This is a genomic window from Magnetospirillum aberrantis SpK, from assembly GCF_011022235.1.
Taxonomy (GTDB): Bacteria; Pseudomonadota; Alphaproteobacteria; order Rhodospirillales; family Magnetospirillaceae; genus Magnetospirillum; species Magnetospirillum aberrantis.
The window spans coordinates 55,547-67,966 of the sequence record NZ_JAAIYP010000007.1; the positions used below are offsets into that span (position 1 = coordinate 55,547).

Below are 12,420 nucleotides of genomic sequence, written 5' to 3' on the forward strand. Positions count from 1 at the left end.
ACCTTGCCATATCACCTGACCCAAGGTGTGGCCGTCTTCGGTGTCCGAAGGCGGCCCTGGCCGCCCTTGGATCGCAAGTGGGAACCCGGTGGAAATCCGGGACTGTCGCGCAGCGGTATTGGGGAACGAAGGCCACAAGGCGGCACGTGCCGCCGGGCACTGGTCCGAATGGACCGGGAAGCCGTGGCCCAAGGATCGTCGGACGGATTGGTCCGACCTGCCCCTAAGTCCGAACACCGGCCGAAGACATGACGGGGGAATGGTCCCGCCGTCATCGACATGGGCTTTCGCGTCAAAAGGCACCATGACCGGAGAGGCGATGCCCCTTCCGCGTCCTGGCCCCGCGCGCAAGCCGGAACAGGCGGAAGGACGTCATGCTTTCCTTTCTTCCCAAGGGCCCGCGCGCAACGGGTCTTGCGCTGTTGGCGCTGTTGACGGCGACGTCCATGGCCCAGGCCCAGACACACCCCCGCGTCATGTCCCCCCGCGTCATGTCCCCCCGCGTCATGTCCATCGACAATTGCGCCAACCAGTACCTGATGGCGCTGGCCGACCGCGAACAGATCGTTTCCCTGGCCAAGGGCGGCGACCAGACCACCCTTGCGTTCCTGTCGGCACGGGTCGAAGGCGTGCCGCGCAACCACCGCACCGTCGAGGAAATGGTGGCCGCCCGTCCCGACATCCTGTTGACCGGACAATGGGCGATGAGCGCGGCCAAGGTGGCGAAACATTTCGGCGTGCGCGTCGTCGCGCTGGAGGCGCCGCGCGACATCGCCCAGGCCCGCCGCCAGATCCTGGACGTCGCCCATCTGTTGGGACAGGAGGAACGCGGCCGCGCGCTGGTCGCGGACCTGGACCAAAGCCTCGCCGAGGCCGCGGCGCGGCGGAAGCAACACCGCACCGAGGGCGTGGTCTACCGCAGCGGCGGCTATGCCTATGGCGCCGACACCTTGGTCGATTCGATCATGGACGGGGCCGGTATCGCCAACGTCGCCGCCCGACTGGGCCTGCGCCGGGCCGGCAACATCGACATGGAAACCCTGTTGGTGGCCCGCCCCCAGGTCATGCTGGACGACCAGGCCCGCGACGCCCGCGATCCGCGCATCGCCACCGACTTCCTGGCCCATCCGGCGCTGCGGCGCGGTTTGCCACAGGCGACGCGCATCCAGTTCCCCATGGCCTATTGGCTATGCGGCGGCGAGGCGTTGCCGATGGCGGTGTCCTCGCTCGCCACCTTGGTCAGCGAACGGGACGCCAAGCGGGAGGATGTGCGATGACATCCCTGTCTTTCGCCCGTCGCGACGGGCGCCTGTTGCTGTTGCTGGGCTTGCTGGTCGCGGTGTTGTCGGTGGTGTCGCTGGCGGTCGGCCCGACCGAGATCCCCCTTTCCGGCCTGTTCGAAAGCGGTGACGGCCCCAACGCCATCATCATGCAGGAATTGCGGCTGCCGCGCGTGCTGCTCGCCTTGTGCGTGGGCGGCACGCTGGGGCTGGCCGGTGCGGCACTTCAGGGATTGCTGCGCAACCCGCTGGCCGAACCGGGACTGGTCGGCGCCTCGTCCTCGGCGGCGCTGGGCGCGGTGCTGGTGCTGTATTTCGGCATCTACAACCTGTTCCCGCTGGCCTTGCCGGTGGCGGCCATCCTGGGCGCGCTGGCGGCGGTGGGGTTGCTGTACCTGCTGGCCGGGCGCAATCCCGGCGTGATGACGTTGATCCTGGCCGGCATCGCCGTCAGTTCCCTGGCCGGTTCGGTCATCTCGCTGGCCATCAACATGTCGCCCAATCCCCATTCGGCGGCGGAAATCGTCTTCTGGCTGTTGGGGTCGTTGAAGGACCGCAGCATGGACCATTTCCGTCTCGCCCTGCCGTTCATGGTGGCGGGTACGGCGCTGCTGCTGACCTCGGGGGCGGCGCTGGACGCGCTGACGCTGGGCGAGGACACCGCCCGCACCCTGGGCTTCAACCTTGGCCGCGTGCGCTTCTTCCTGGTGGCCGGCACGGCGCTGACGGTGGGGTCGGGGGTGGCGGTGACCGGGGCCATCGGCTTCATCGGGCTGGTGGTGCCGCATCTGCTGCGCCCCTTTGTCGGTTACCAGCCGCGCCGACTGTTGCCGGCCAGCCTGTTGGGCGGCATGGCGCTGTTGCTGGCCGCCGACATCGGCGTCCGACTGATTCCCACGCAACTGGAACTGAAGCTGGGGGTGCTGACGTCGCTGGTGGGTGCGCCGTTTTTCCTGGCCCTGGTACTCAAGACACGGAAGGTGATGCAGTGATGCTGACGGCCACCGACATCCATCTGAGGCGCGGCGACAACACCGTGCTGAAAGGCGTGGATTTCCACCTGTCCATGGGCGAGATGATCGGCCTGATCGGTCCCAACGGCGCCGGCAAGACCTCGCTGCTGCGCTGTCTGGTCGGGCTGGAACGCCCGGAACGGGGGGAAATCCGCCTGGGCGACAAGTCCCTGGCACATTGGCCGGCCCGCGCCTTGGCCTCCGAAATCGCCTATCTGGCGCAAAGCGCCGCCTGCCACTGGCCCATGGCGGTCGAGCGCATCGTCGCCCTGGGCCGTCTGCCGCATCTGGGATCGTGGCAGTCCCCCGCCGCGACCGACGTGGCGGCGGTGAAACAGGCCATGGCGGCGACCGACGTCGCCCATCTGCGCCACCGTCAGGCCACCGCCCTGTCGGGCGGCGAACAGGCCCGCGTGCAATTGGCCCGGTCGCTGGCGGTGGGGGCACGCGGATTGTTCGCCGACGAACCGGTGGCCGGCCTCGATCCCGGCCATCAGATCCAGGTGATGGAATTGCTGCGCGGCCACGCCCGCTCCGGGCACGCGGTGGTCATCGTGCTGCACGACCTGACCTTGGCCGCGCGCTATTGCTCGCGGCTGGTGCTGATGGCCGAAGGCAAGGTGGCGGCCGAAGGTTCCCCGGCCGAGGTGATGACCCCCGGCAACCTGGCCGCCGTCTACGGCATCGCCGCCCGCATCGAAACCCACGACACCGGGTTGCTGGTGGTGCCGGCGGGGCTGGCTCACTCGCGGTAACGCGCCACCACCCACACCGCTGCCGCCAGCAAGGCCACGGCGAACGCCGTCAGGGCCGCCAGCGCCCAAAGCGCCTCGGCGGTCAGGCCCGGCTGGCGGAGCGCGATGTTGGCGTGGGTCAGCGGCAACAGATGCAACGGCCCCGACAACCAGCCCGGCAGGTTGGACAGCGGAAAGAACGTGCCGCAAAAAAAGCCCATGGGGGTGATGACGAAGTTGGTGTAGGTGGTGTGTTCCTCCATGCCGCGCGTCTTGAGACCGATCACCATGCCGATGGCGGCGAACAGCGCGGTCTCAAGCAACAGCGCCAGCGGCAATGCCACCGACGGTTCCGGCCGCCAGCCGGCGGCCAGACCGGCCACCCCAACCAACAGCGTGGCGATCAGCCCACGCGCCATGCCCGCGCCGACATTGCCCGCCACCACGGCCACCGGCGACACCGGCGCCAGCATGACCAATTGCCAGGTGCGATGATAGAAACGCGCGATATTGAGGCCGCTGGCCACCCAGTTGAAGGAATTGTGCATGGCCGCCATTCCCATCAGCCCCGGCACCAGGAACGACAGGTAATCCCCGCCGTCCACCCGCACCTGACGCCCCAGCCCCAATCCGAACACCACCATGTACATCAGCGGCGTGATCATGGTGGACAAGACGAAGCTGGGCCGCGCCAGCTTGAGCCGGAACAGCAGCATCTCGCGCCGGAAGATGGAACCGGCGCCGGCCAGGGGATTGGCGTTCATTCCCGTCCTCCCGCCCCCAGGGCGACCACCACGTCCTCGAGACGCGGCCCGCCATGGCGGGCGACCAGTTCCTCGGGCGAGCCCAAGGCGACGATGCGGCCATGGTTGATGATGCCGACCCGGCCGCACAGGGCCTCGGCCTCCTCGACGTAATGGGTGGTGAGGACGATGGTGCAGCCGCCGTCGCGGATGTCGCGGACCAGATCCCACAGGTCGCGACGGATGGCGGGGTCCAGGCCGGTGGTCGGTTCGTCCAGCAACAGCACCTTGGGTTCGGTCATCAACGCGCGGCCGATGACCAGCCGGCGCCGCTGGCCGCCCGACAGCCGGTCGACCGGCGTGTCGGCCTTGGCCGCAAGCCCCAACCGCCCGATCATCGCGGCAACCCGTTTCTCCACATGGTCCAGCCGATGCAGACGGGCGTGAAAGGTCAGGTTCTGACGCGGCGACAAGTCGCGGTCCAGGTTGTTTTCCTGGAACACCACCCCCAACAACCGCTTGACCGCGCCCGCCTGGGTCACCGTGTCGTGCCCGCCCACCGCCAGACGGCCACCATCGGGCCGCGCCAGGGTGGACAGCATGCGGACCAAGGTGGTCTTGCCGGCGCCGTTGGGTCCCAACAGGCCGAAAGCCTCGCCCTCGGCGATGTGCAGGTCGACGCCGTCCACCGCCACGGCCGCGCCATAGCGCCGGGTCGCCGCCTCTATTCGGATCATATCGCTCTCCGTGCCACGACGGCGTGCCGTCCGGCCAATTCCACCACCTCGGCCTCGACCCCGAACACCGTCGCCAGATTGGCGGCGGTGACCACCTGGGGCGCCGGGCCGTCGGCGTGGACACCGCCGTCGGCCAGCATCAGCACCCGGTCGGCGAAAGCCAAGGCGAGATTGGGATCGTGCAACGACATCAGCACCGTCAGCCCCCGCTGTGCCGCGATGGCCCGCACGGTCTGCAAGACAAGAAGTTGATTGCGCAAATCCAGATGCGAGGTCGGTTCGTCCAGCAACAGCACCGGCGCCGCCTGGGCCAGGGCGCGGGCGACCATGACCATCTGCCGTTCACCGCCGCTGAGTTCGGCGAAACGCCGCGCGGCCAAGGCCGACACCCCCACCTGGGCCAACGCCTCCTCGGCGGCCTGACGGTCGCGCCGGCCGGGGGCGGAAAACGCCCCCACATGGGCGGTGCGTCCCATCAACACTACTTCGAACACGTCATAGTCGAACGACATTTCATGGTCCTGGGCCACGCTGGCCACCATCAGCGCCCGGCGCCGCGCCGGCTGATTGGCGACGGCGTGTCCGGCCACCGTCACCTGGCCGGCGGTGGGGCGCCATTGGCCGGAAACACAACGCATCAACGTGGTCTTGCCACAGCCGTTGGGTCCCAGCAACGCCACCACCTCGCCGGGAGCGATGGCGAAATCCACGCCGCGCAGCACCTCGGGCCCGGCGGCGGCGTGGCGGAAGCGCACATCCGAGACCCGGATCATGCCCCCCACCTTCCCTTGCGGCCCCGGCGCAACAGCAGCACGAAGAACGGCGCGCCGGCAAGGGCGGTGACGATGCCCACCGGCACCTCCCAATTGGCCAGGGACCGCGCCACCGTGTCGGCGGCGATGACGAAAGTGGCGCCGCCGGCCATGGCCAGCGGCAACAGGCGGCGGTGATCGGGACCGAAGACCATGCGCACCAGATGCGGCACCATCAGCCCCACCCAACCGACGATGCCGCTGACCGACACCGCGACCGCGACCGCCAACGTGGTGACGGTTATCAGCAAGAAGCGCAGCCGTCCGGCCTCGACCCCCAGGGCGCGGGCCTCGTCGTCGCCCAGGCTGAGAGCGTTGAGCCGCCAGCGCAGCGCCAGCACCGGCCCCAGCCCCACCACCAGCGCTCCGGCCACCAAAGCCACCTGTTGCCAGCGCGCCAGGGCGAAGCTTCCCATCAGCCAAAAGACGATGCTTTGCAGCCGTTGCGGATCGACCATCACCTTGACCAAGGACACCAGGGCGGTGAACAGCGCCGACACCACCACCCCGGCCAACACCAGGGTCAGCCGGCTGTCGCCGCCGACGCCGCCCAGGACACAGGCCGCCGCCACCGCCAGCGCGGCGAAGAAAAAGGCCAGGAACGGCAACGGCAGGGCCGGCACGAAACCGATTCCCACCGCACAGCCGAACGCCGCCCCGGCCGAGACGCCCAGGATGAAGGGATCGACCAACGGATTGCGGAACACCGCCTGAAGACAGGTGCCCGACCCGGCCAGGATGGCGCCGACCAATCCGGCCAGCAAGATGCGCGGCAGGCGGATGTCGAGGACGATCGAGCTTTCCGGTCCCGCCGGAACGCCGGTCAGGGCGGCCCACACCGCCTGCGGAGTCAGTCCGTAGGCGCCGACGAACAACGCCGCCGCCGCCGCCGCCAGCGGCGACAGGACCACCAGACTAAGGCTTAGGCGCGACAAGGGGATTCATCCGGTCGTAAGAGACGCCGTAAAGGCCGCGCATGTAGCCGTCGATCCTGCCGACAACGTCCACGTCGGCATAAAGTTCGGGATAGGCGGTGGCCGCCACCCACAATGCCTTGGCCGCCACCCGCGGCGACGACGTGGACCAGCGCGGTCCGCGAAAGACGGCATGTTGGCGGACCGCCCGCAACTGGCTCCATTGCGGATTGGCCATCACCTCGTCCACGTCGGTATGGGAATAGCCCCACACATACAGCAGATCGGGATTCCACGCCAGGATGCGTTCCGGCGACACCTCGCCGGTGCGCCGCTCGACCTCGTCGGCGGCGTTGACGATACCGGCGGTGCGCAACAGGTCGGACAGCACGCCCTCGCGTCCGGCCACCGTGTTCTGGCGTCCCACCATCCACATGCCGCGCCGCCGCTGTTCCGGGGCAAGGCGGGCCGCGCGTCCGGCGACAAAGGCCATCATGGCGCGGGCTTCGTCCTCGGCCTTGGCCGCCGCCTGTTCGGCGCCGAACAACCGCCCCTCAAGCGCCATGGCCGCCATCACCTCGTCGAAGGATTCGGGGCGCAGGGCGATCACCGTCAACCCCTTGTCGGCCATGTAATCCACAAGCTGGCGGTTCAGGTCCCAGGTCACCACCAGATCGGGCTTGAGCGCCATCAACGCCTCGATATTGACGTCGACCGGCGTGCCGACATCGGTGAAACGCCTCGCCGCGTCGGGAACGCTGGCCCGGATCAGGTCGTTGGCGAAGGCGAAGCGCGACACGCCCACCACCCGATCCCATGCCCCCAGCGCGGCGACCAGTTCGTAGGTGTCAAGCAGCACCGCCCGCTTCACCGGCACCTCGACCGTCACCACCCGGCCGAACTTGTCGGTGACGGACAGGCTTTCCGCATGGGCTTCGATTCCCAGGAAAAGCACCAGAAACAAGGCCACCACCCTGGCCGTCATCGTCACCCACCCGTCAAATTATGCGACTGCGTTGGATTGGTAGGCGATCGCGACCACCTCAGGCAACCCTAAAGTGATGGTTGACAGGCTGGCGCCGCGGGTGCCAGTTTGCGCCCTGCGTACAGGTTCCCCATTGGGCAAACCCCAGGGGATTAATAGGGAACACGGTAAGGACGACCCGTTTCGGGGCCGAATCCGTGGCTGCCCCCGCAACTGTGAGCGGCGAGCTTGCGTCCACGCTTGACCACTGGGACATCCCCGGGAAGGTCGGACGCCAAGCCCTGACCCGCAAGCCAGGAGACCTGCCTGACGCCGTCGCCCAACCGTCCGAGCGGGGTGTCTCGGGGGTGCGGAAGCCTTTCTTCCGATGGTGGTGACGTCGTTTCCGGCGCATGGCGCGGGACGGGTCCGGCCTGTCCGCGTCACGGCCGGATGGCTTTGTCGCGCGGAGGGCCGATGGCTGGGCTTGATCTTCTTGTGGTGTGGGCGACGACCCGCTGTCAGCTGACGTGCCGCTATTGCTACATGTCGGCCGGCGACGGACCGGGCCGCGACCTCGATCCCGCCTTGTTCGCCGCCTTGCTGGACGCGGTGCCGCTGGCCCCCGGCGCGACGGTTCAGATCGCCGGCGGCGAACCGGGACTGGTGCCCGAGGTGGTGGACACCGTCGCCGACGCCGCCTGGCGGTGCGGCGCCGGCCGCGTCGGCATCCAGACCAACGGACTGGCCATCGACGACCGTTTCCTCGAACTGGTGCGGACCCGGCGCCTGGGCGTCGGCGTCAGCCTGGACGGTCCGACAGAGGTCAACGACGCCGTACGCGGCCGCACCGCCGAAGTCCTGGCCGGTTTGCGGCGCCTTGACGAAGCGTCCATCCCCTTTGGCATCACCACCGTTCTGACCCGGCAATCGCTTGCCGGCTTGCCGCGTATTGCCATGTTGCTGGGCGGCTTCGCCCAGGCCCGTTCCATCGGGCTTGACATCCTGCGCCCGACGGGGCGGGGAAGCGACCTTTCCCTGCCCTCCGCGAGCGAGGTGGCCCACGCCTATGAGCAATTGGCGACCGCTCTGGCCTGGGTCAACCAAAGACGGCGCTGCCCCATCAAACTGCGCGAGGCGGCCAGCGTCGCCTGTGGCGAGAAACGCGCCTGTTGCCCGGCCGAGGAAGGGCGCGCGGCGGTGTTGACCCCCGACGGCACCTTGTGGCCGTGCGCCAGTCTGGTCGGCCAGACCGAATATGCCTGCGGCACCGTGCATGCCCCCGACCACTCCCGGCTGGGCCGCGGCCTGCGCCCCGACGAATCGCAATGCGCGCGTTGCGCCCTGCCCGGCTGTCGCGGCCGCTGTCCGGCGCGGGCCACCCTTTCACCCCGCGCCGCCGCCCTGGATTGCGTGTTGCGCCGCGCAGCCCTTGCCCCGTCCACAGGAACTCACCATGCGTCCTGATCCCTTCGTCCTGGTGGTCGTGGATTCCACCGGCAGCACCTTGCCCAACCTGATCCGCGCCGTGCGCGCCCTGCCGCCTGAACCCCAGGTGCGGGTGATCGCGCGAACCCGCGACGACCTTTACGACGACAAGGCCATCGCCCGATGCTGCGCCGACATCGCCGGGGCTGACGCGCTGGTGCTTCTGCCCCATGGCGGCAGCGAATCCCTGCCCGGTTTCGACAGCCTGGTGGCGGCGGCGGCGGACAGGCTGGTCCATGTCCAGGTGTCGCCATCCTCGCCGGAAAGCCTGGAACTGGCACGGCGTTTCACCGCCGATTTCGCCAGCCCTGCCTTTGCCCGGCGTCAGGAATATCTGGCCAAGGGCGGCCCGGACAACGTGCGCCATCTGGTGCGTTTCATGGTCACCGGCGAAGCCCCCGTTCCGGCCGAGGTTGCGGTTCAAGGCATCTACCATCCCGATTACCACGGCGTATCCGACCCCGATTCGTATCTGGCCTGGGCTCGGGCCCGACTAGGAGACGACGCCCCGGTCATCGGCCTGTGGTTCTATCGCAGCGCCTGGCTGGCCGGCGATCTGGCCGCCTATGACCAACTGATCGCCGAAATCGAAATCCAAGGCGGCATCCCGCTGGCGCTGTTCCACGTCCGCACCGCCGAAAGCGACCTGGGCGGCCTGAGGGTGGCGGATCTGGCCCGGCGTTTCTTTCAGGGACGTATCGAGGTTCTGTTGTCGCCCATCAGTTTTTCCCTGGCGCGCATGGGCCATGGCTGCGACCGCATCCTGCCCGAATTGGACGTCCCGGTACTGCAACTGATCATCACCAGCAACCCGCGCGCGGTATGGGAGGAAACGGTACAGGCGGTAACGCCCCTGGACGTGTCCACCAACGCCGCCCAACCGGAATTCGACGGCGTGGTGATCGGCACGGTGGTCGCCACCCGCGAACACGACGGCGAGGACCAGGAAACCGGGGCGCGGCTGGTCCGCCGCCAGCCGGTCGAGGACCGCTGCCGCCACACCATCGCCTGGGCCATGAACTGGGCGCGGCTGCGGCGCACGCCGCCCGAGCGGCGCAAGGTCGCCATCCTGTTCCACCACTACCCGCCCAAGAACGACCGCCTTGGCTCGGCGGTGGGGCTGGACAGCTTCGCCTCGGTCAAGGCCATCCTGGAACGGCTCAAGGCCGAAGGCTATCACGTCGCCCACGACTATGCCGACGGCGACCAGTTGGCGGCGGAATTGCTGGGACGGCTGACCAATGACCGCCGCTACCTGCCGCCCGAGGCCATGGCCGAACGCGCCGTGGCGCGCATCGACACGGACATCGTCCGGCAATGGCACGCCGCGCGAACCCCGACCATGCGCGCCGAGATGGACGACAAATGGGGGCCGGCGCCCGGCACCACCTTCGTCCATGACGGCAAGGTTCTGGTGGGCGGTGTCGTCAACGGCAACGTCTTCATCGGCATGCAGCCGCCACGCGCCCGCATGGAGGACGGCGACGAGCCGTCGGCGCAACAGGACGGCACGTCGATCCACGACCCCTACTTGCCGGCCACCCACCATTACCTGGGATATTACCGCTGGCTGCGCCAGGAATTCGGCGCCCAGGTGGTGTTCCACATCGGCACCCACGGCACGCTGGAATGGATGCCGGGCAAAAGCCTGGGGCTGTCGCGCGGCTGTTATCCCGACGCCGCCATCGCCGACCTGCCCAACCTTTATCCCTACAACATCAGCATTCCCGGCGAGGGCACCCAGGCCAAGCGCCGTTCCTATGCCTGCATCCTGGACCACATGATCCCGGCCCAGACCCATGCCGGCCTGAGCGAGCCCTTGGCCGCCGTCGAGGAATGCCTGGAAAGGCTTTATTTCGTCGAGACCGAGGACCCGGCCAAGGTTGCGTTGGTGGTCGAACAATTGTGGGAGCGGGTTACCGCCGCCCATCTGGACCGCGACCTGGACCTGACCCGCCCAGAACTGGACGCCGATCCTGCGGCAATCGCCAACCGCCTGCATTCCTATCTGTGCGAGGTCGAGGTGACGTCCATCAACGATGGGCTGCACGTCTTTGGCCAGCCGCCCGCCGGCAACCGTCTCAGCCAGACCCTGGTGCACCTGACCCGTCTGCCCACCGGTCCGCACGGATCGCTGTGGGACGCGCTGGCCGCCGCACGCGGGTTGGACGGTCAGGATCTGCGCGACGATCCCGGCGGATTGCTGCCCCATCTCGGCCGCACCAAGGGGCAAGTGCTGGCGGAACTGGTGGACGCCGCCGCCGCCGCGTTGGACCGGCTGGAAGAAACCGGCTGGGACGAAGACACCCTGGACCGCGAGGCCGGCGGGTCGGCCCGGCTCGGCGCGGTGCTGCGCTTCATCCGCGACGACATCCGGCCGCGCGTGCAAGGCGTCGCCGACGAATTGGAATATGCCGCACGCGGCACCGCCGGCCGGTTCGTGCCGCCGGGCGGATCGGGGGCGCCGACCCGCGGCACGGTGGACATCCTGCCCACCGGCCGTAACTTCTTTTCCATCGACCCGCTGAAGATTCCAACGCCCGAGGCGTGGCAGGTGGGCTGTGCCATGGGCGACGCCCTGGTACAGCGTTTCCGCGCCGACGAAGGCCGCTGGCCCGAGCAACTGGGCATGGTGCTGTGGTCCAGCCCGACCATGCGCACGCGTGGCGACGACGTGGCGCAAATCCTTTATCTGATGGGCGTGCGTCCGGTGTGGGAAGCGGGAAGCGACCGGGTCAAGGGCGTCGAGCCCATCCCGTTGGCCGAACGCAGCTTTCCCCGCCTGGACGTCACCGTGCGGGCCAGCGGCCTGTTCCGAGACACCTTCCCCAACATCATGGACCTGATCGACGAGGGCGTGCGCATGGTCGCCGCCCTGGCCGAGCCGGCCGACATGAACATCCTGGCGCGCAACGTGGCGATCGACGCCGAAACCCTGCGCAAGGCCGGCGTTCCGGCCGAGGAAATCGCCCGCCGAGCCGCCTTTCGGGTGTTCAGCGACCAGCCCGGAACCTATGGCGCCGGGGTCAACGCCCTGTTGAACAACGGCGGCTGGAAGGAGGTCGCCGATCTGGGCGACATCTACATCCATTGGGGCGGTTTCGCCTATGGCGCCGGCACCTATGGCGAGGACCGGCGCGACGATTTCCGCACCCGCATGGGCCGCCTTGATCTGACGGTCAAGAATTCCGACACGCGCGAGCACGACATCTTCGCCAGCGACGACTTCAACTCGTATCACGGCGGCATGAATGCGGCGGTGGTGTCGGCCTCGGGCCGGCGGGCGCGATCCTATACCGGCGATTCCAACGATCCCCGCCGTCCGCGCATACGCTCCACCGCCGAGGAAGGGCGTTTCGTGTTCCGCACCCGCGTCCTTAACCCGAAATGGATCGAGGGCATGAAACGCCACGGCTACAAGGGCGCCGGCGACCTGTCCAAGCTGGTGGAATACTGTTTCCAGTGGGACGCCACCAGCAAGATCCTGGAAGACTGGCAATACGCCGAACTGGCGCGCACCTACGCCTTCGATCCGGCCATGCGTGACTTCTTCCGCGAACACAATCCCTATGCGCTGCACAACATCACCGAACGGCTGTTGGAAGCCATCGAACGTGGGTTGTGGGCGAACCCGGGGGCCGACAGGGACCGGCTGCAAGCGCTGTATCTCGACGCCGAAGGCGACGTCGAGGACACACTGGCCCCGGCGGCGGCACAATGAACACCGAGGCGGAC

General features: G+C 68.4%; 10 protein-coding genes and 2 riboswitches. Of the genes, 5 read left to right on the forward strand and 5 right to left on the reverse strand.

The features are described 5' to 3' along the window. The first annotated feature begins 21 nt into the window (after positions 1-21). A riboswitch (cobalamin riboswitch) is annotated at positions 22-259 on the forward strand. A 115-nt stretch (positions 260-374) separates the two neighbouring features. Genes G4223_RS01600 through G4223_RS01610 form a run of 3 tightly spaced genes read left to right on the forward strand, consistent with a single transcriptional unit; the run spans position 375 to position 3,048 of the window. Further along, complete coding sequence (locus tag G4223_RS01600; protein WP_163674107.1) at positions 375-1,277, forward strand: ABC transporter substrate-binding protein; 903 nt, start codon at positions 375-377, stop codon at positions 1,275-1,277. After that, positions 1,274-2,272 (forward strand): FecCD family ABC transporter permease, encoded by a 999-nt coding sequence (locus G4223_RS01605; protein ID WP_163674109.1) that lies wholly within the window; start codon positions 1,274-1,276, stop codon positions 2,270-2,272. Before G4223_RS01600 ends, G4223_RS01605 begins: the two co-directional genes overlap by 4 nt. Continuing rightward, positions 2,272-3,048, forward strand: a complete 777-nt coding sequence (locus G4223_RS01610; protein WP_163674111.1) for an ABC transporter ATP-binding protein — start codon at positions 2,272-2,274, stop codon at positions 3,046-3,048. Before G4223_RS01605 ends, G4223_RS01610 begins: the two co-directional genes overlap by 1 nt. Here the strand turns inward: G4223_RS01610 and G4223_RS01615 are convergent. The 5 genes from G4223_RS01615 to G4223_RS01635 are packed head-to-tail and all read right to left on the reverse strand — an operon-like array spanning position 3,036 to position 7,218. Continuing rightward, the gene (locus G4223_RS01615) at positions 3,036-3,791 is read right to left on the reverse strand and encodes an ABC transporter permease (RefSeq protein ID WP_163674113.1); all 756 of its coding nucleotides are present in this window, start codon (positions 3,789-3,791) and stop codon (positions 3,036-3,038) included. The genes G4223_RS01610 and G4223_RS01615 overlap by 13 nt on opposite strands. Beyond that, positions 3,788-4,507 carry an ABC transporter ATP-binding protein gene (locus G4223_RS01620; protein WP_163674115.1) on the reverse strand — a complete coding sequence of 240 codons (720 nt, stop codon included), beginning with the start codon at positions 4,505-4,507 and terminating at the stop codon, positions 3,788-3,790. The genes G4223_RS01615 and G4223_RS01620 overlap by 4 nt, the downstream gene beginning before the upstream one ends. Continuing rightward, positions 4,504-5,280 (reverse strand): ABC transporter ATP-binding protein, encoded by a 777-nt coding sequence (locus tag G4223_RS01625; RefSeq protein WP_163674117.1) that lies wholly within the window; start codon positions 5,278-5,280, stop codon positions 4,504-4,506. Before G4223_RS01625 ends, G4223_RS01620 begins: the two co-directional genes overlap by 4 nt. Continuing rightward, positions 5,277-6,254, reverse strand: a complete 978-nt coding sequence (locus G4223_RS01630; RefSeq protein WP_163674119.1) for a FecCD family ABC transporter permease — start codon at positions 6,252-6,254, stop codon at positions 5,277-5,279. The genes G4223_RS01625 and G4223_RS01630 overlap by 4 nt, the downstream gene beginning before the upstream one ends. Next, complete coding sequence (locus tag G4223_RS01635; RefSeq protein WP_163674121.1) at positions 6,235-7,218, reverse strand: ABC transporter substrate-binding protein; 984 nt, start codon at positions 7,216-7,218, stop codon at positions 6,235-6,237. The genes G4223_RS01630 and G4223_RS01635 overlap by 20 nt, the downstream gene beginning before the upstream one ends. A 105-nt stretch (positions 7,219-7,323) precedes the next feature. Next, a riboswitch (cobalamin riboswitch) is annotated at positions 7,324-7,542 on the forward strand. A gap of 132 nt (positions 7,543-7,674) precedes the next feature. Between G4223_RS01635 and G4223_RS01640 the strand changes: the two genes are divergently transcribed. Together G4223_RS01640 and cobN are read left to right on the forward strand one after the other, a co-directional pair. Continuing rightward, on the forward strand, positions 7,675-8,664 hold the full coding sequence (locus G4223_RS01640) for a radical SAM/SPASM domain-containing protein (protein ID WP_163674124.1): 990 nt from the start codon (positions 7,675-7,677) through the stop codon (positions 8,662-8,664). Beyond that, positions 8,654-12,406: a cobaltochelatase subunit CobN gene (gene cobN / locus G4223_RS01645; protein ID WP_163674125.1), complete on the forward strand. Its 3,753-nt coding sequence runs from the start codon at positions 8,654-8,656 to the stop codon at positions 12,404-12,406. Before G4223_RS01640 ends, cobN begins: the two co-directional genes overlap by 11 nt. Positions 12,407-12,420 lie beyond the last annotated feature (14 nt).

Bases quoted from the DNA above. Each gene is read 5' to 3' on its own strand.
- G4223_RS01600 (WP_163674107.1), top strand. From the start codon at position 375: ATGCTTTCCTTTCTTCCCAAGGGCCCGCGCGCAACGGGTCTTGCGCTG.
- cobN (WP_163674125.1), top strand. From the start codon at position 8,654: ATGCGTCCTGATCCCTTCGTCCTGGTGGTCGTGGATTCCACCGGCAGC.
- G4223_RS01605 (WP_163674109.1), top strand. From the start codon at position 1,274: ATGACATCCCTGTCTTTCGCCCGTCGCGACGGGCGCCTGTTGCTGTTG.
- G4223_RS01610 (WP_163674111.1), top strand. From the start codon at position 2,272: ATGCTGACGGCCACCGACATCCATCTGAGGCGCGGCGACAACACCGTG.
- G4223_RS01615 (WP_163674113.1), bottom strand. From the start codon at position 3,791: ATGAACGCCAATCCCCTGGCCGGCGCCGGTTCCATCTTCCGGCGCGAG.
- G4223_RS01620 (WP_163674115.1), bottom strand. From the start codon at position 4,507: ATGATCCGAATAGAGGCGGCGACCCGGCGCTATGGCGCGGCCGTGGCG.
- G4223_RS01640 (WP_163674124.1), top strand. From the start codon at position 7,675: ATGGCTGGGCTTGATCTTCTTGTGGTGTGGGCGACGACCCGCTGTCAG.
- G4223_RS01625 (WP_163674117.1), bottom strand. From the start codon at position 5,280: ATGATCCGGGTCTCGGATGTGCGCTTCCGCCACGCCGCCGCCGGGCCC.
- G4223_RS01635 (WP_163674121.1), bottom strand. From the start codon at position 7,218: ATGACGGCCAGGGTGGTGGCCTTGTTTCTGGTGCTTTTCCTGGGAATC.